This window comes from Collinsella sp. AM18-10, assembly GCF_003471585.1.
Classification (GTDB): Bacteria; Actinomycetota; Coriobacteriia; order Coriobacteriales; family Coriobacteriaceae; genus Collinsella.
In genome coordinates this window covers 17,352-34,570 of sequence record NZ_QRJO01000010.1, presented here as the reverse complement: position 1 = coordinate 34,570, position 17,219 = coordinate 17,352, and the positions used below count along the sequence as shown (strand labels likewise).

Sequence of the window (17,219 nt, the reverse complement as noted above, 5' to 3'; positions counted from 1 at the left end):
CGTTCTTTAGCTCTGAGCTCGCACGCGAGCGGCGCCGAGTTCGGTCAGATGGTATTTCTGGCCATGCTTGATGACCAAGCCGGCCTGCGCCAAGTCATTGAGCGTGCGTGACCAAGTGGGGGCCGAGTTTCCAAACGCCCTCGCCAGATCGGTTGCACCGCACGCTTGATTTTGCGCCAGATAGCCCAGCGCGGCGTTGCCGCGATCGCTTACGAACACGTCCGGCTGTGGCTGCGCATACTGATTTGCTGCATTAGGATACATCATTTGAGCTGCTGATTGTTGAGAACTCTGCATCGGCGGCATTTGCTGTTGAAAACTTTGAGGCCACTGTTGGTAAGGCTGCGGAGTCATCTGCTGGGCCCAGGGGTTGTACTGCTGCTGCGGCATCTGCTGGTACGGCTGCTGATATCCCCGCTGGCACTGCTGTGGGAACTGCTGGCCATACCCCAGTGGCGGCATCTGCTGATATGGATATCCCTGTTGGTACGGCTGATATCCCATTTGCTGGCCACCCGGTGCCCCCGTCGCCTGCTGCATTGCTGCTGCATCCTGATCCGCCAGCGGCATGGCCTCTGGCACGTTTGGCGGCATCGACATCGACGCCGCCTGGGACTCTTGTGTAGGAAGCATTCCGGGCTGCTGCATCTGTCCCACGCGGGGCTGCATCTGTTGCGTTGCCATGGGCTGCTGCGCAAAAGCTCCCGGCAGGGGATATGCGGGCTGCTCCGTCTCGGGCCGCACGGCAGCACCGCGCCCGCCGGCGCGTTCGATTTCCTGCACGCGTTTAGGATCCAGGCTTACCGTAACCACGGTGCCGTTGCCCATGTTGTCCTCGATGGACACGGCCCCGCCGGCGTTTTCCAAATACTCCTGCACCATGGGAAACCCTGCTCCGGTTCCACGGATATAGCGCTTCATCTTGCTGTTTGCGCTGGTAACGCCAAAGTCGAAAGCGCGCTCCTTGTCGTCGATGCCGGGTCCTTGATCAGCAAAGCGGATGGTGTCTCCGCCGTCCAGAATCGAGATGATGGGCTCGGCAAAGTGTGCGTGGATAAAGTTTTCGACAATCTCGCGGATGACCATGAGCGAGATATGGCCACCTTGTTCTTTCATGCACCGGTAGACGGTGTTGGTCGTCTCTTCCAAATACGTGCGGACATCTTGCGGATCAATGACGATCACACGTGGTGTCGACAGCATGTCGTCATAGACGGCGATGCGCGCGGCGTACATGGCTTTTGGCGCCTGCGTGGTCGTCTGCTCGCCTTCCTCACGCTCTTCGCGCACGCCGGTGATGTGCTCGTTGTCGGGTGCCGGGTCTCCGGAATCGACCATGGTGTAAAAGTCGTCAGACATGCCGCTCGCAATCTTTCAAAAGGTTTCGAACAAATAGTAGCTCACCGTGCAATGTTTCTCATCTTTCGACAACTTTTCAAAACCTGTTGAAAACTTTGGAAAATGGACGAAAAGTTCTCAACATTGCCAACATGACCTGTTGAAAACTCGATGAAATATCGTGAAAAGTTGCCATGAACCGCTAAATCGAGCTCGGCTTATGGGGGAACCGTGTGAACTGCGTAACCTTTTACCTTTGATTTCTTGACATTTGAACATTGATTTCCCTACAATCTTCAAGCTCACGTGTCTATATCTGCGTCCGCGCCCCCGCGGACACTCGAAATGCAGCAGGAGGAACTTAAGATGAAGCGTACGTATCAGCCTAATAAGCGTAAGCGTGCCAAGACCCATGGCTTCCGTGCCCGTATGGCCACTAAGGGTGGTCGTGCCGTGCTCGCCCGTCGTCGCGCCAAGGGCCGCAAGCGTCTCACTGTCTAGCAGCGATACACACATCTCGCATGAAGACTATTAAGTCTCGGCAAGATTTCGAGCATGTGTTCAGTCAGGGGCGTCGTTTCAATCACCCTCTGATTCGAATGACCATATGTGAATCGGTTGGCGAAGGCGACTCCGGAAGGGTCGCCTTCGTTGGTGCTAAACGGCTCGGTTGTGCTGTCGTGCGCAACCGTTCTAAGCGTGTGATGCGCGAGGCCGCCCGCAGCTGTGGATTTCCCGTTGCGGGTTATGACATCATCTTGTTCGCAACCCCCAAGACGAGGGTTTCTTCGCCTCAGGAGATGGACAATGCATTGCGTTCGCTTATGAAACGCGCCGGCGTTGCCGGGGAGGAGCGATGAGCAATCACGTTTTGCGACGTGTTGCCATCGCTCCTATTCGCATATATCAACAGGTTATTTCGCCCTTATTGCCTGACGCCTGCATTTATTACCCAACGTGCTCGCAATACGCCGTCCAGGCGATTGAGAAGTACGGTGTTTTGAGAGGCTGCTGGCTTGCCGTGAGGCGCATCGCTCGCTGCAATCCCCTGCACGTCGGCGGTTATGACCCTGTGCCCTAGCGGGCACTCGCTATCGGAGGAAAACTTACATGTGGGATTGGATCGTTAACATCCTTTTCGAGCTGCTCAAGCTCATCCAGACCTTTGCGGTCGACTGGGGCCTGTCCATCATCATCCTGGTGGTCATCATCCGTCTGCTGCTGACGCCGCTTATGCTCAAGTCGACTAAGTCGACGGCACGCATGCAGGTGCTGCAGCCCAAGATGCTCGAGATCCAGGAGCGCTATGCCGACGATCCCCAGCGTCAGGCCGAGGAAATGCAGAAGTTCTACAGCGAGAACAAGTTCAACCCGATGGCTGGTTGTCTGCCGCTGTTGATTCAGATGCCTGTCCTGTTCGCCCTATTTACGCTGCTGCGTAACCTGCCGGACTACTTTAACGACGGCACGTTCTCGTTCTTTAATATTCTGCCCGACCTGACCACCACGCCGAGTGCCTCCTTTGCCGATGGCTTTATGGTCGCGCTGCCTGCGCTGGTCTGCCTGATCCTGTTCGCTGTCCTGACCCTGATTCCGCAACTCTATATGTCGCGCAACCAGACCGGCCAGCAGGCTCAGAGCATGCGTATGATGGTCGTTGTCATGACGGTCATGATGCTTTGGATGGGCTGGAGCCTTCCCGTTGGTGTTCTGCTGTACTACGACGTCTCGTCTGCTTGGCAGGTTATCCAGCAGATTTTTGTGACGCAGAAGGTCATCGACAAGGCGAAGGCCGATGAGGAGGAGCGCCTTAAGAACGCGCCGCTGCAGGTTGAGGTCACTCGTCGCGAGAAGAAGCCGCGCCCGCACAAGAAGAAGTAGCGGGATATCAATCTTATTTAGGTACCTAACTTTTGGAGTACGTTATGTCTGAAGAGATCATCGAGGATATGCTTGAGGAGGTTGCCCCGCAGGTCGCGGGCGATTATCCCGAGATTGCACAGCGCTACAAGGCCGGTGAAGAGCTGACCGACGAGGAGCTCGACACCATTGCCGATGTCGCGATTTCCATCCTGCGTTCCATCCTTTCGCACTTCGATGCCGCCAACTCTCCTATCGATGAGTATGAGGGCGACGAGGGTGAGCTGATTCTGGATGTAACGGCTCCCGACCTTGCTGTTCTCATTGGCCGTCATGGTCGCACCCTTGATGCCCTTCAGGTTATGTTCTCATTGCTGGTGAGCCGCAAGCTCGGCTTTAGATATCCGGTTGTAGTGGACGTCGAGGGATACAAGAGCCGCCGTCAGGACAAGGTTGCCTCCATGGCTCAGTCTGCTGCCGAGCGTGCCATCCGCACTCATAAGAGTGTTTCGCTTCCGCCCATGAATGCCTACGAGCGCCGACTGGTTCACATTGCACTTCGTGGCAATGACGCCGTCGATACTCATTCTGAGGGTTCTGACCCCGATCGCCATGTGGTGATTGTTGCTCGATAATCTACTCGAGCTTATGCTTAAGGGGACGTGGTTTCCACGTCCCCTTTTTTTGTCAAAAGTTCTCGATACACTGATTTTTGTCAGAAAGGAGCTTTCGTTGTTAGTACTTACTGATCAGCAGGCTGACGAGATGTTGAGTCGTCTAACTTCCTATTGCAAAGAGTATTCCTTGAGCGTAACTGATGTTGAGCTGAGGAAATGTATTCAGCATTTGGATTTGGTTCTGGAAACAAATAAGACAACCAATCTCACCCGTATTCTTAACATAGAAGATGCTGCGGTACTACATATCCTCGACTCTCTTGTTTTGCTCCCTTATATCAATAAGGCTCCTGAGGGAGCTTTGCTCGATATGGGAACAGGTGCGGGCTTCCCCGGTATTCCTTTAACCATAACCACGCATCGTAAAGCTACTTATATTGACTCTGTTGGCAAGAAGGTTGATGCTGTCAATTCTTTTGTCCATGCTCTTGGATTGAAACATGCTCATGCCGTTCATGATCGTCTTGAAGAATATGCTCGAAGCCACAAGAAGCAGTTCTCTGTCGTAACCGCCCGCGCACTGGCCCCTCTACCGATTCTTGTTGAGTATGCGGCTCCGTTCCTCAAGGATGGAGGTCTATTTGTTATCACCAAGGGTAATCCTTCGGATGAGGAGCTTGCTTCCGGCATGTCAGCAGCTAAGATTTGCGGCTTCACTTTGCTTCTGAATGACGCAATCGATTTGCCTGAGGGCTTGGGCCACAGGGAGTTCATTGTTCTTAAGAAGAGTCATCCAGCATCCGTTTCATTGCCTCGTGCAAATGGCATGGCAAAGAAGAATCCGCTTGCCTAGATGTTTCACGTGAAACATAATGGATACTAACAACTTGCAGTGTTTCACGTGAAACATGGCGGTTGATATCGAATCGGAATGTTTCACGTGAAACATCCTCCGTTTGACAGCTTTAATACACACCAGGAGGGACCGTGGGATTTCGCGACGTTAAGCGTTCTAAGAGCGCAAAAGACACGCGTATCATTGCAATCATCAATCAAAAAGGCGGCGTCGGTAAGTCAACGACGGCTGTAAACCTTGCAGCAGCACTGGGTGAGCAGGGTCGTAAGACACTGATTGTCGATTTTGATCCGCAGGGAAACAGCACCAGTGGATTTGGAATTGAAAAAGAAGACCTCGATCACTGCATCTATGATGCATTGTTGAATGATGTGCCGGCAGAATCGCTTATTCTTGATACAAATTGCAAAAAGGTATTCGTAATTCCAGCTACGATTCAGCTTGCAGGTGCCGAAATTGAGCTCGTAAGCGCAATTGCTCGTGAAACCCGCCTCAAAGATTTGCTTGAGCCGATTCAGGACGAGTTCGATTTTATTTTCATTGACTGTCCTCCTTCGCTCGGCCTGCTTACTATCAATGCCTTGACCGCAGCAGATAGCGTTTTGATTCCAATCCAGTGTGAGTATTACGCACTCGAGGGCGTTACGAAGCTGCTTGAGTCAATGAAGATGGTCAAATCACGTCTGAACAAGGGCTTAGACACCTATGGCGTGCTTATGACCATGTATGACTCACGTACTTCTTTGTCGAATCAGGTTGTTGAGGAAGTTCAATCGTACTTTGGTGATAAGGCGTTTAAGACACTGATCCCCCGTACGGTTAAAATCTCTGAAGCTCCGTCTTTTGGAGAACCGGTAATTACCTATGCACCTCAAAACAAGGGTGCAAAAGCGTATATGAACCTTGCAAAAGAGGTGATCAAGCGTGCCTAGTGCAAAGAAACGTGGTGGATTGGGACGCGGACTCAATGCTTTGGTCTCAGAGGCTGAGTATGAGACCGGTGGTTCTGCTGCATCTGCTTCAAATGCCGCATCTGAAACAAAACTACCTATTGAGGATATCGTTCCCAACCCTAATCAACCGCGAGTTCACTTTAATGAAACTGAACTTCGCGAGTTGAGCGAGTCAATCCAAGAACATGGCGTTTTGCAGCCGCTCTTGGTTCGCAAGCATGGAAACGGCTATGAGATCATCGCTGGTGAGCGTCGTTATCAGGCGTCAAAGCTTGCTGGTCTTGAGGAACTGCCTGTCATCATTAAAGATGTTAATGATGAAGAGATGCTGGCTCTTGCTCTTATCGAAAATCTTCAGCGGTCTGATCTGAATCCCGTCGAAGAGGCTAAGGGCTATCGCCAGCTCATCGATGCTAGCGGTATGACCCAGGAGGCGTTGTCGAAGGCCGTAAGCAAGTCACGCTCTGCAATTACAAACTCGCTGCGCCTTCTCGATCTCCCCGAAGTAGTTCAGCAGATGATTTTTGAGGGTAAACTTACTGCTGGTCACGCACGTGCGATTCTTGCAGTTCCCTATGAGGACGCGCGAATTCGACTTGCAGAGAAGGTTGTTGCAGAGGGCCTTTCCGTAAGAGCGACAGAAAATCTTGCTCCATTGTTTTCTGCCGGAGAGACACCTAAGACGCCGAGGCCTGCTACGCCTCAGTCTTTTAAAAAGGCTGCGCGTGTACTTCGTCAGGTATTTAATACCAACGTGCGCGTGAAGAGCTCGCGTGGAAAGAATAAGATTGAGATTGAGTTTAAAGACGAGGAAGAGCTCTCTCGTATTCTTGGTGAAATGATTCAGTTTGATCAAGGAGGCCAAGATGAGGAATAAGATTTTAACTGCGATTGCATTGGTGACGACTGTCGCGGCTGGTGCCTTTGCTGGCTATAAGATCGCGACAGACGATGAACTTCGAGGTCGTTTGCTTCGTGGCGCGCAAGATATTGTCGATACTTCCAAGAAGAAAATGGATGTTATGACAGAAGATGTTGCCATGCGCACTGCTCAGGTAACGAAAAATCCTAAGATTAATCAAGGTTGGGTTAGCAACCAATGGGAAAATGTAGGCTATTAGGTACCTAACAATTACCCTGCATATTTTGAGGGGCCCTTGTCTGATTCATGAGACAAGGGCCGCTTATTTTGTCCGTAAAAAATGGGAAAGCTAGCAGCGGTCCAAAATTGAGGTCAATAAATGAAACGGCCCCTGTTGCATATCCTGCAACAGGGGCCGTTCGATGTTTCACATGAAACGTTTTGGAGTGCGACTCCCCTATGCGTTCTTCTGAACTTTGAAACGCTGTTTCAGCTGTCCGCAAGCGGCGTCAATATCGTTACCACGGGAGTTACGAATCGTGGTCTCGATGCCACGGGACTCAAGACGACGCTGAAGATCCTCAACCTTATGAATCGGCGACGGCTTGAGCGGGCTGCCCTCGATGTCGTTAAGTTGAATCAGGTTAACGTGGCACAGCGTTCCCTCGCAGAAGTCGCAGAGTGCCTGCATCTCGGGATTCGTATCGTTGACGCCTTCGATCATGGCGTACTCGTAGGTCGGGCGGCGGCCAGTCTTCTCGGTGTAGAGCTGAAGCGCTTCGTGAAGGCGAAGCAGCGTGTACTTCTTAACACCGGGCATGAGCTTATTGCGCGTCGACTGGATGGCGGAATGCAGGGAAACGGCAAGCGTGAACTGCTCGGGGATGTCGGCAAATTTGCGAATACCGGGAATAACGCCGCTGGTAGAGACGGTGAGGTGACGAGCGCCGATACCGATACCATCGGGGTCGTTGAGGATACGCAATGCCTTGAGAACCTCGTCGTAGTTGGCAAACGGCTCGCCCTGGCCCATGAAGACAACGCTTGTGGCACGCTCGCCAAAGTCGTTGGATACATGAAGCACCTGGTCGACGATCTCTTGAGCGGTCAGAGAGCGCTTGAGGCCGTTGAGACCGGTAGCGCAAAAGGCGCAGCCCATGCCGCAGCCTGCCTGGGTGGAAACGCAGACGGAAAGTTTGTTACGACGGGGCATGCCGACAGTCTCGACGGAAATGCCATCGTGGTACTCGAGCAGATACTTGCGCGAGCCATCTTTGGAAACCTGCTTGGTGAGTTCAGTCGGTGTATCAAAGGCAAAAGCCTCTTTAAGCTGCTCACGGAAAGCCTTGGGAAGGTTGGTCATATCGTCAAACGAACAAACGTTCTTCTCAAAGACCCATTCGATGAGCTGCTTCGCGCGGAAGGCGGGCTGGCCAAGTTCGGCCACGAGCTCGCGAATATCGTTTTGGCTCAAGTCGCGAATGTCCTGAGATTTAGTCCTGGGATTCATGGAAGCCTTTCGATTTTGGGGAAACGTAGAGGGTATCGCTACAATATGGTATCAGCTGCAGAAATTATAGAGGAGGAGTCTGCCCATGCCGGGTAAAAGCCTAGAGAACATGCACGTAGCGGTCTTGGCGGGCGGTCATTCCGCCGAGCGCGAGATCTCGCTCGATTCGGGAAAGAACGTTGTGGTGGCGCTGAAGGAAGCCGGCTACACCTCGGTGGAGCTGCTTGACACGGCCGCTGATGACTTTATGGTAACCATGGCGACCGGCGGATTCGATGTGGCATTTATCGCCATGCACGGCGCCGGCGGTGAGGATGGCGCCATGCAGGGTGCCATGGAGACCCTGGGTATCCCCTACACGGCCTCGGGCGTACTTGCCAGCGCCTGCGGTGCCGACAAGGAGGTCTCTAAGCTCCTATACGCCAAGGCGGGCATTCCCATTGCCCCCGGCCTTGCGCTCGAGGTGGGCGATGAAGTCGATATCGATCATATCGTCGAGGTTTGTGGCGAGCGGTGCTTTGTGAAGCCGGCCGTCAACGGTTCCAGCTATGGCATTTCCCTGGTCCATGAGCCCTCCGAGCTGCCCGCGGCAATCGCCAAGGCGTTTGAGTACGGCGACAAAGTGCTGGTCGAGAAGTGCATCGATGGTACCGAGATCACCGTCGGCGTATACGGCGAAGATGACGTACGCGCCCTGCCGATTGTCGAGATTCGTAAGCCCGAGGACTGCGAGTTCTACGATCTGGACGTGAAGTATGTCGACCCTACGGATATCCATCGCATTCCGGCGCAGATTTCACCCGAGAATTACGCTCGCGCTCAGGAACTTGCCTGTGCCGCTCACAAGGCCCTCGGTTGCCTGGGTATCTCGCGCAGCGACTTTATTGTGAGCGAGGACGGCCCCGTTATCCTCGAGACCAATACCATTCCCGGCATGACCGATACGTCGCTGTATCCGGATGAGATCCGCCACACCGACGACATGACGTTCCCGCAGGTCTGTGACAGCCTGATCCGTATGGGCCTTCGTCGAGCGGGCATTGCATGCTAATCGAGGACGCGGTTTCGTCAGGAACGCCGCAGTTTGTCATCGATTCCTATGCCACGCTTGCCGAGCGCGCCAAAACCCAAGCGTTTGGTCTCATCGAGGAAGATGTTATCGTCCTCGATACCGAGACCACGGGTCTTTCGGTGCAGGACAACGAGCTTATCGAGATATCGGCGGCTCGCCTTTCGGGCCGCGAGGTTGTCGATCGCTTCGATACCTTCGTGCATCCCAAGCAGCTGATTCCCGCCGAGATTACCGAGCTCACGAGCATTACAAATGCCGATGTGGCAGATGCCCCGTCGGCGGTTGAGGCCGTCGCCGCTCTCGCCGATTTTGTCGGTGGCTGCCCGGTGATCGCACATAACGCCACGTTCGACCGCTCGTTTATCGAGTCGGTCAAAGGCGGCGTCAACGTGAGCGATATTTGGATCGATTCGCTGGCGCTGTCGCGCATCGCGCTTCCGCGCCTGGCCTCTCACAAGCTGTCTTTTATGGCCGATCTGTTTGGCTGCGACTCGGTATCACACCGTGCCAATGCCGACGTCGACGCCCTGTGTGGCGTATGGCGCGTGTTGCTCGTGGCGCTCACCGACTTGCCCCAGGGCCTTATGGCGCGCCTAGCCGACATGCATCCGGACGTGCCTTGGTCCTATCGTCCTATCTTCTCGTTCTTGGCAGGGCAGAACCCTGGTTCTATCTTCTCTCTCAGCGCCGCCCGCGCCGACGTTCTCAAGGCCGATCGGGCCGATGATCGCGTTGATGCGGACGAGCTACCGGTCCTTAAGATGCCGAGCCGCGAGGAAATCGAGGCGGACTATGCCCCGGGCGGCCTGGTCAATCGCATGTATCCCACCTACGAGCCGCGTGATGAGCAGATCGCGATGGCGCTCGAGGTCCGCGATGCGCTGGTCACGGGCACTCATCGTGTAATTGAGGCGGGCACAGGCGTCGGCAAATCGATGGCCTATCTGGTGCCTTTTGCCGAGGCCGCGCGCCGCAACAACATCACGGTGGGTATCGCGACTAAATCGAATAATCTTGCCGACCAGCTCATGTATCACGAGCTGCCCAAACTTGCTGAGCAGCTGGACGGAGGCCTATCGTTTTGCGCCCTCAAGGGCCATGACCACTATCCATGCTTGCGCAAGCTTGAGCGCATGAGCCGCGGCCAAGTCGAAATTACGACTAAGCGTGATCCTGCCGACACGCTTACGGCAGTCGCGGTCATCATGGCGTACGTGTGTCAGTCGGCCGATGGCGACCTCGACTCGCTCGGCATTCGGTGGCGCAGCGTCAACCGTCCCGACTTTACGACGGCCTCGCGCGAGTGTGCTCGTCGCCTCTGCCCGTTTTTCCCTGATAAATGTTTGGTCCACGGCGCCCGCCGTCGTGCGGCGCATGCCGATGTGGTGGTCACCAACCATTCCCTGCTGTTCCGTAACGTCGCGGCCGAGGGCAGGATTTTGCCTCCGATTCGTCATTGGGTAATCGACGAGGCCCATTCCATCGAGCGCGAGGCGCGCCGTCAGTGGGCGCGCGTGGTGTCGGCGGACGAATCACGCGTCCTGTTCGAGCGCCTGGGTGGCTCGAGCACCGGCGCACTAAGCCAGGTTTCCCGTGATTTGGCAACCTCCGAGGGCTCTACGCTCTATCTGGGCCTTACTGCCAAGGCGACGTTGACGGTTGCCCGCGCGAGCATGGCAATCGCCGACGTGTTCGATGGCGTTCGCGAGCTCGGCCGCCGTGCGCGTGGGGGTTATGACAATGCCAATCTATGGATTGGCCCCGAGCTGCGCGAATCAGACGACTGGCATGATTTCTTACAGTCGGCCTACACTGGCATCGACGCATTGGAACAAGCTGACAAGAGCGTCGACGCGCTGGTGCAAGCCGTCGCCGCCGACAAGCCCGAGGTTGTTGTCGACCTGGGTGATATCTCGCGCCGCCTGCACGAGCTGGCCGAGAACCTCAAACTCATCATTGATGGCACCGATGAACACTACGTGTACTCGCTGCAGGTCAATCGCAGACTTCGTGCCGGCGGAGAGTCGATGACCGCAGAGCGCATCGACATTGGCGAGGCTTTGGCAACCGAGTGGCTACCCGAGGTTCACACGGCTATCTTTGCCTCGGCGACCATGACGGTGTCCAAAAGCTTTGAGCACTTTAACCATGCGGTCGGCCTTGATCGCATCGGTGCTTCAACGTCGTCATCGCTGCACTTGGACTCGAGCTACGACTTCGATTCGAACATGGCTGTAGTCGTTGCGGGCGATATCCCCGATCCGCGCGATCGTGAGAGCTATCTTACGGCGCTCGAGCGCGTACTGGTCGACGCCCATCTTGCCATGGGCGGATCGGTGCTCACGTTGTTCACCAATCGGCGCGACATGGAGGACCTATACGCCCGCGTTGAGCCCAAGATGGCCCGTGCGGGTCTGGAGCTCAACTGCCAGCAGCGCAACTCATCTCCTCGTCGCCTGCGCGACCGGTTTATCAACGAACCGGCCTCGTCGCTTTTTGCGCTCAAGGCCTTCTGGGAGGGGTTTGATGCCAGCGGCGAGACGCTGCGCTGCGTCATCATTCCCAAGTTGCCGTTCTCGAGCCCCACGGACCCGCTCTCGTGCGAGCGCAACCTGCGCGAAGACCGCGCATGGGCGCGCTATTCGCTGCCCGAGGCGGTGCTCGAGGTTAAGCAGGCCGCGGGGCGTTTGATTCGCTCGTCGACCGATAGCGGTGTGCTGATCTTGGCGGATCCTCGCCTGGTGACGAAGGGCTATGGCAAGAAGTTCTTAACGTCGCTGCCCACGAGCTCCTACCAGCGCATCGAATCGGCACAGATCGGGCACTATCTACAGCTGTGGCGTGCACGCCACGAGCGGCGGCGCTAAAGCGGACAGACGAGGGTTTTTGCCATATCGCACAGACGCTTTGACAGGGCGGGGTCATCCAAGATGCGGATGGCTCCGCCCGCTGCGATTATCTGGCTCAGCAGCCAACGCTCGGAGCCGTAATGTACGGTTACCGTTGCCATGTCTGTCCCGCTGCGTTCGATTAGGGTGATGCCGGCCCAGTCCAGATGCTCCGCCATATCGAATGGCATCAAGAGCTTTGCGCTACGCTGCGTCCGGGCAAGGGAATCGTGGAGGGATGCAACGTCCGGTGCGTGAGGCACGACGGAGTCTTCCGTCAAGGCGAGTCCCTCGATTTTATCCATGCGATAGGTGCGCTGCTCATCGACCGCGATGTCCCAGGCAATCAGATATGTTTGGTCGCCGTTTGCTGTAATGCGCAAGGGGTCGACCAGACGCTCGCGTGGCCGCGCATCGTCCATCGAGCGATACGAGATGCGACAGCGAACGCCGTCCTGAATGGCGCAGCTCAGCTGCTGCCAGTGCGACCCGTGGTTGACGGTGTCAAAGACGTGCTGGTTATAGCCGAGCTCTTCGGGTAGAAGAGCATGTCGAATTCGAGCCGCCGCCTGGGGCTCGATCCCCAACGATTCAAGTTCGTGGTTGAGCACAGCGCCCTCGGCGGCACTCAGGCGCAGCGGTAGTACACGCCCGGCGTCACCGGTGAGGACCACGCGCTCGCCGTGGCATTCGCAGATGATACGCGCACCCGATTCTCGGTCCGCGAGCGTCGAGACGATCTCGAGAATCTCGTCGAGCGACGCCCCCGTGATGTCAAAGCGACTGTAAATCTCGGTTCGTGTCATGCCGCTCTCGCCGGCGGCGTAGAGGGCCTCCATGATGTCGATGGCGCGCGAGAGCCTCTGCTCGCTGGTGAGTTTACGCACGGGCATGCTCGTGCACCGTCCTTTCAATGAGGTGGTTCCACGCCTGCTTGAGCGATTTGGGGGCCATGGGCCTCATGCCGTCCATGGCGTGGGCCATGCAAAATGAGGCGGCGGCTTCAAGATCGCGCACGTCAACGGTCCAAGTCCATCCCGAATCGGTGTGTGCGAGCTCACCTCGCCCGCGCGTGAGGCCGTTGATCATATCGATCTGCGTCTGCGGGGCGAACGAGAACGTAGCCGCAACGGGCGGGCGGTCGGCAAAATCGAATTCAAAGAACAAGTAGTCGTTGAGATTGAAGTCTGCAGGGATGGCGTAGGCCTTCGAAGGACGCCAAGCGCGAACGATACGGTCGCAGCGGAATGTCCTGATGTCGTCGGTGGCATTGTCGAGGCCGCAGAAGTACGCAACGCCCTCGCGCTCGAACATGCCGTAGACGCAGACGGTACGCTCTTTCTGCTCACCGCGTCCGTTCTGATATAAAAATCGCAGCGCGCATCGCTCGGCAAAGGCGCTCCATACCGCATCGACGGTGGGAGAGCGGCGGATCGGTGCTTCGTCCGCCGTCGTCCTGCCGGTGAGGTAGGCAATCTTGGAACGAATATCGGCAAGCGGCGCGGCAAAAGTGGATGAGCCGGCCGCTATTGTCTGGTCGATAGCGTTGAGCAGGATATCGGCGTCGTCTGCGGTGATGAGGCCGCCTGCCGCAAACGTGTGCTCGCGGTCGATTGTCCATGAGCTTTCCTCGGTCTCCTGCGCGCCGGCGGGGCGAACCTCCTTGATTAAGATGCCGCGTTCGAGCAGTTTGTCACGATCGCGCCGAAACTTGCGCTTATCCGAGTCGATATTGCCCGAGCCATATCCCAGGTCAGAATCCAAGACGATCTGCTCGGTCGTCAGCGGTTCGGGGGAGCTGTTGAGCACAAAGAAAAGATTGAGGATGCGCTGAGCCGTTTTATCGAAACTGGGCTCCGAATTCCCCTTTTTAATTGTCGCGGTCGCGTCGCTTGCCGTCATAGAGTCCTCGCATGAGAAGGTGGTTTGCTGCCATGATTTTAGTCCGATATGGAGATTAGGCTATATCCTTGTCCGCTCGGGGCGTTAAGATGGCCCGAATTCGGTCGTTTGCGCTCGCTCGGGGTATACTTTCGACTATATACGGTTCTAATGTGCATGCATTGGGCCTATTTGTCGGATTATGGATGTGGAGCGCACATGGCGAACACCCAGAACTATATTAACCACCTGCTGCAGAACACCGGCATCACGCCGGCATGCAGCGAAGAAGAGCGCTTGGCTGCCGAGGATATCGCTCAGATCTTCCGCAACCACGGCTTTGATCCCGAGGTTCAGGAGTTCAATGCCCCGGCGCCCAGCAGGTTGGCATTTGCCGTTACCGGTATTCTTGCGTTTGCCGGCGCCCTGCTGATGGGCATCGGTGGCGGCATCGGCTTGGTCGGCACCTTGCTGGCCATTGTCGGCGCCGTTCTTTACGTGCTCGAGCGCACGGGCCACCCCGTGGTTTCGCGCCTGGGCAAGACGGGCGTGAGCCAAAATGTCATCGCCTACCACAAGGCCTCGGGCCCGCTCGCGTCTCCGCGCAACCGCCCGGTGGTCGTTGTCGCACACTACGACTCTCCCCGTGCTGAGCTGCTCGCCCGCGAGCCCTATGCTTCGTATCGTGCGCTCATCGCCAAGCTGTTGCCCGTTGCCACGGTTGCCCCTGCTGCCGTTGCCATCTTGCGTATCCTGCCGCTCCCCGGCGCGCTCAAGGTTCTGCTGTGGATTGTCGCGATCCTCGCTTCCCTCGTTGCGCTCGCCAACGCGGCAAACATCATTTCTAACCGTTTTGTGCTTCCCTATACGTCCGGCGCAGTGTGCAACAAGTCTTCTGTCGCCGCTATGCTCGGCGTTATGGACAACGTTGCTCCCTTCCAGGGCGAAAACGAGTTTCCCGACGATGTTCCGTTCGATACCTATTTTGGGGAGCAGAAGCGTCGTGCCGAGGAAATGGCGCGCGCAGCGGCGGAGTATGCCGCGGCCCAACAGCAAAACGACTACGGCAACACCATCGAGTATGAAGAGCCTACCTACGCCGAGGACGAGTTCGGCCAGCCGATTGCTTCCGACGCTCAGACCGAGCCCGAACAGGGCGAGGCTTTCGACGAGCAGATCGAGGGCTTTGAGGGTGCGTCTGCCGACGAGACGCTGATTGGCGCCATCGTGCCCGAGGATCAGAATCAGGCTGTCCAGGCCGAAGAGTTCAATGACGAGGTTCCCGCTGCCGAGCCGGCGGAGGAGCCTGTCGCGGCCGAGCCCGAGCCCAAGCTCTATCGCAATGCCGCCGGCAACATCCGCTTTGGTTCGGATGCCATCCGTGCGCTCGGAATGCTTCCCGAGTCCTGCACGCTCGATTACGAGGAAGGCGAGGAGCCGACGTTTGAGCCCGAGCCTGCCCCCGTCGTGACTGCACCTGCGCCCGTTGTCGCCGTGGATGATGAGTCTGCCGCGGTTACCGCTGCCGTTGCCGAGCCCGAGGCGGTGTCCGCGATCGATCCCGCGGCAGGACTGGACATTTTGGCTCCCGCCGCGCCGGCGCAAGACGTTACGGACGAGTCTGACGACGATTACGTTGAACAGCCGAGGCGCGTGTCTTACGAGAGCGATACTGATTTCTCGGCCGAGATTCCCGCGGCAACGCCCCATGCCGATATTGCATCCGCGTTCTCTTCGATTGGCGCCAGTGCTTCCAACTTCTTTAAGGGTGCGCTTGCAAAGGGCAAGAAATTTGTCGACGATTTCGAGGAGAAGCGCGCTGCCGCACGCGAGGCTGCCGAGCAGGAGGCTATCGCTCAGCAGCAGGCAGCCGAGGCGGCACGTGAGCGCGCGGCGCAAGAGCTCGAGCAGAACGAGGCTATGCAGTCCGTGCCCGTCGACGCTGCCGAAGCTACGACGTCCTTTGAGGCTCAGCAGCACGTCGATAGCACCATGTCGTTTGATGCCGCGCAGTTCGATTCCACGATAACGTTTGAAAAGCAAGGCACCGCGATTGCCGAGCCCCTTCCTGTTTCCGATGAGCAGGGCGACGCGGCAGACGATGACGAGCCTATTGACGCAGCCGAAATCGAAGATGTCGCCGAGGACGAGCCCGTCGAGGCCAACTGTGACGAAGAGCAATACGCGGCAGCCGAGCAAGATGATTCGACCGAGGTCGAGCAGGAGGAAGTGCCTGCGGTTTCCGAGGCCCCCGAGACAGATGAGTCGAGGCCTTACTCCACGCAGATTTTCACCATGCCGGCCCCGAGTGGTTCCGGTGCCACGGTTGCCGATGTTGCTCCCACCCAGGACGAAACGGTCGATTCCCTTATGGCCCAGATTTCCTCCCAGGCATCGCCGCGTCCGCAGATGAATGTTCCCGATCCGGCGTCGGCACCGTCGCCTGCACCCTCCTCGTCTCCGCTGGCTTCGGTCCCCGATCCGTCGCTGCCGTCGATGAAGCAGACAAACGTTGCGTCTCGCACGTCGCTGTTCGACCTTCCCGATCCCTCCGCACAGGTCAACGACCCCTTTGCTACCGCTCAGGGTCCCGAACCCACATCGGCACCCGTTGCGCCTCCTATGCCCGTTGCGTCGGGCGCACAGCCGATCGAGACCATTTCGGCTCCCGCCCCTGCGGCACCTAAGTCTCGCAAGCGCGGCCTGGGCGGCCTGTTCGGTCGTAAAAAGAAAAACGAACAGGACAGCATGAGTGACTGGCTGGGCGTCGAAGACGATTACGATGCCAAGAAGTCCGGTCGCGGCATCGGTTCGTGGGATAATTTCGAGGACGATAACGATGGCTGGAAGGGCGGCGCTACGTCTTCCGACGGCGCTTCTTCCGAAGATATGCTCTCGGCTGTCGCTTCTATGGGCGACGATGAGCTGCTCGGTCACGATATCTGGTTTGTGGCAACGGGCGCCTCGGATTGTGATGGCTCCGGTATGAAGGCCTTCTTGGCTTCGCATCGCGATAAGCTCCGCGGCGTCTTCTTCATCAATCTTGAATCCGTCGGCGCCGGTAGGCTTTCGGTGGTGACGGTTGAGGGCGAACAGCAGCTGCTCAAGGGCGATCGCCGCATCATGAACCTGGTCAGCAAGGTGTGCAAGTCGTTCCATGTCGATTGTGGCGCGCTCGAGATGCCCTATGCCAAGACCGATGCCTACGCCGCGCTCGAGGCGAGCCGCCGAGCCCTCACCATCGCCGGCGTGGACGGCACGCGTCTGGCTTGCGCTCGTACCGAGGACGACCTGCCCCACAATGTCAACCCGACGAACATTGCCACGGTATCCGAGGTCGTGACCGAGGTTATCCGCCGTTCGTAGACGGAGCTCTAAGGAG

At 56.9% G+C, this 17,219-nt stretch carries 16 protein-coding genes; 12 read left to right on the top strand and 4 right to left on the bottom strand.

Annotation, left to right across the window (positions count from 1 at the left end; translation table 11 throughout):
• Positions 1–6 precede the first annotated feature (6 nt).
• Positions 7–1,359, bottom strand: a complete 1,353-nt coding sequence (locus tag DW211_RS07045) for an ATP-binding protein (RefSeq protein WP_118260014.1) — start codon at positions 1,357–1,359, stop codon at positions 7–9.
• 345 nt (positions 1,360–1,704) lie between these two features.
• On the opposite strand from DW211_RS07045, the gene rpmH reads away from it, so the two are divergent.
• From rpmH to DW211_RS07000, 9 genes are all read left to right on the top strand, one after another.
• Entirely contained in the window at positions 1,705–1,839 is a 135-nt protein-coding gene (rpmH, locus tag DW211_RS07040) for a 50S ribosomal protein L34 (RefSeq protein ID WP_019127408.1), read from the top strand.
• Positions 1,840–1,859: 20 nt separating this feature from the next.
• Positions 1,860–2,198, top strand: coding sequence for a ribonuclease P protein component (gene rnpA / locus DW211_RS07035; protein ID WP_082435526.1), 339 nt, complete (start codon positions 1,860–1,862; stop codon positions 2,196–2,198).
• Positions 2,195–2,419 (top strand): membrane protein insertion efficiency factor YidD, encoded by a 225-nt coding sequence (gene yidD / locus DW211_RS07030; protein ID WP_022093804.1) that lies wholly within the window; start codon positions 2,195–2,197, stop codon positions 2,417–2,419. Before rnpA ends, yidD begins: the two co-directional genes overlap by 4 nt.
• A 29-nt stretch (positions 2,420–2,448) precedes the next feature.
• Complete coding sequence (locus DW211_RS07025; RefSeq protein WP_118260012.1) at positions 2,449–3,219, top strand: YidC/Oxa1 family membrane protein insertase; 771 nt, start codon at positions 2,449–2,451, stop codon at positions 3,217–3,219.
• Between the two features lie 44 nt (positions 3,220–3,263).
• Positions 3,264–3,833, top strand: coding sequence for a R3H domain-containing nucleic acid-binding protein (locus DW211_RS07020; protein ID WP_022093802.1), 570 nt, complete (start codon positions 3,264–3,266; stop codon positions 3,831–3,833).
• Between the two features lie 169 nt (positions 3,834–4,002).
• The gene (rsmG, locus tag DW211_RS07015) at positions 4,003–4,668 is read left to right on the top strand and encodes a 16S rRNA (guanine(527)-N(7))-methyltransferase RsmG (protein WP_232049588.1); all 666 of its coding nucleotides are present in this window, start codon (positions 4,003–4,005) and stop codon (positions 4,666–4,668) included.
• A 134-nt stretch (positions 4,669–4,802) separates the two neighbouring features.
• Positions 4,803–5,603 (top strand): ParA family protein, encoded by an 801-nt coding sequence (locus DW211_RS07010; RefSeq protein ID WP_118260010.1) that lies wholly within the window; start codon positions 4,803–4,805, stop codon positions 5,601–5,603.
• Positions 5,596–6,501 (top strand): ParB/RepB/Spo0J family partition protein, encoded by a 906-nt coding sequence (locus DW211_RS07005; RefSeq protein ID WP_199576715.1) that lies wholly within the window; start codon positions 5,596–5,598, stop codon positions 6,499–6,501. The genes DW211_RS07010 and DW211_RS07005 overlap by 8 nt, the downstream gene beginning before the upstream one ends.
• The gene (locus tag DW211_RS07000; protein WP_117564012.1) at positions 6,491–6,745 is read left to right on the top strand and encodes a hypothetical protein; all 255 of its coding nucleotides are present in this window, start codon (positions 6,491–6,493) and stop codon (positions 6,743–6,745) included. Before DW211_RS07005 ends, DW211_RS07000 begins: the two co-directional genes overlap by 11 nt.
• Positions 6,746–6,943: 198 nt before the next feature.
• Here the strand turns inward: DW211_RS07000 and rlmN are convergent, their stop codons facing one another.
• Positions 6,944–7,996 carry a 23S rRNA (adenine(2503)-C(2))-methyltransferase RlmN gene (gene rlmN, locus DW211_RS06995; RefSeq protein WP_055251319.1) on the bottom strand — a complete coding sequence of 351 codons (1,053 nt, stop codon included), beginning with the start codon at positions 7,994–7,996 and terminating at the stop codon, positions 6,944–6,946.
• Positions 7,997–8,081: 85 nt separating this feature from the next.
• Between rlmN and DW211_RS06990 the strand changes: the two genes are divergently transcribed.
• Together DW211_RS06990 and DW211_RS06985 are read left to right on the top strand one after the other, a co-directional pair.
• Entirely contained in the window at positions 8,082–9,047 is a 966-nt protein-coding gene (locus tag DW211_RS06990) for a D-alanine--D-alanine ligase (protein WP_118260009.1), read from the top strand.
• Positions 9,041–11,935, top strand: a complete 2,895-nt coding sequence (locus DW211_RS06985) for a helicase C-terminal domain-containing protein (protein WP_118260007.1) — start codon at positions 9,041–9,043, stop codon at positions 11,933–11,935. Before DW211_RS06990 ends, DW211_RS06985 begins: the two co-directional genes overlap by 7 nt.
• Here the strand turns inward: DW211_RS06985 and DW211_RS06980 are convergent.
• Complete coding sequence (locus DW211_RS06980) at positions 11,932–12,849, bottom strand: YafY family protein (protein WP_118260006.1); 918 nt, start codon at positions 12,847–12,849, stop codon at positions 11,932–11,934. The genes DW211_RS06985 and DW211_RS06980 overlap by 4 nt on opposite strands.
• Complete coding sequence (locus DW211_RS06975; protein WP_117647825.1) at positions 12,836–13,858, bottom strand: YafY family protein; 1,023 nt, start codon at positions 13,856–13,858, stop codon at positions 12,836–12,838. The genes DW211_RS06980 and DW211_RS06975 overlap by 14 nt, the downstream gene beginning before the upstream one ends.
• 198 nt (positions 13,859–14,056) lie before the next feature.
• Between DW211_RS06975 and DW211_RS06970 the strand changes: the two genes are divergently transcribed.
• A complete protein-coding gene (locus DW211_RS06970; RefSeq protein ID WP_118260004.1) occupies positions 14,057–17,203 on the top strand; it encodes a hypothetical protein in 3,147 nt (1,048 codons plus the stop codon).
• Positions 17,204–17,219: the final 16 nt, after the last annotated feature.

What these genes read in the sequence shown, in the direction of transcription:
- DW211_RS07045 (WP_118260014.1), bottom strand. Translation starts at nt 1,359, where the DNA reads ATGTCTGACGACTTTTACACCATGGTCGATTCCGGAGACCCGGCACCC.
- DW211_RS07000 (WP_117564012.1), top strand. Translation starts at nt 6,491, where the DNA reads ATGAGGAATAAGATTTTAACTGCGATTGCATTGGTGACGACTGTCGCG.
- rlmN (WP_055251319.1), bottom strand. Translation starts at nt 7,996, where the DNA reads ATGAATCCCAGGACTAAATCTCAGGACATTCGCGACTTGAGCCAAAAC.
- DW211_RS06990 (WP_118260009.1), top strand. Translation starts at nt 8,082, where the DNA reads ATGCCGGGTAAAAGCCTAGAGAACATGCACGTAGCGGTCTTGGCGGGC.
- rnpA (WP_082435526.1), top strand. Translation starts at nt 1,860, where the DNA reads ATGAAGACTATTAAGTCTCGGCAAGATTTCGAGCATGTGTTCAGTCAG.
- DW211_RS06985 (WP_118260007.1), top strand. Translation starts at nt 9,041, where the DNA reads ATGCTAATCGAGGACGCGGTTTCGTCAGGAACGCCGCAGTTTGTCATC.
- DW211_RS07025 (WP_118260012.1), top strand. Translation starts at nt 2,449, where the DNA reads ATGTGGGATTGGATCGTTAACATCCTTTTCGAGCTGCTCAAGCTCATC.
- rpmH (WP_019127408.1), top strand. Translation starts at nt 1,705, where the DNA reads ATGAAGCGTACGTATCAGCCTAATAAGCGTAAGCGTGCCAAGACCCAT.
- yidD (WP_022093804.1), top strand. Translation starts at nt 2,195, where the DNA reads ATGAGCAATCACGTTTTGCGACGTGTTGCCATCGCTCCTATTCGCATA.
- DW211_RS06970 (WP_118260004.1), top strand. Translation starts at nt 14,057, where the DNA reads ATGGCGAACACCCAGAACTATATTAACCACCTGCTGCAGAACACCGGC.
- DW211_RS06980 (WP_118260006.1), bottom strand. Translation starts at nt 12,849, where the DNA reads ATGCCCGTGCGTAAACTCACCAGCGAGCAGAGGCTCTCGCGCGCCATC.
- DW211_RS06975 (WP_117647825.1), bottom strand. Translation starts at nt 13,858, where the DNA reads ATGACGGCAAGCGACGCGACCGCGACAATTAAAAAGGGGAATTCGGAG.
- DW211_RS07020 (WP_022093802.1), top strand. Translation starts at nt 3,264, where the DNA reads ATGTCTGAAGAGATCATCGAGGATATGCTTGAGGAGGTTGCCCCGCAG.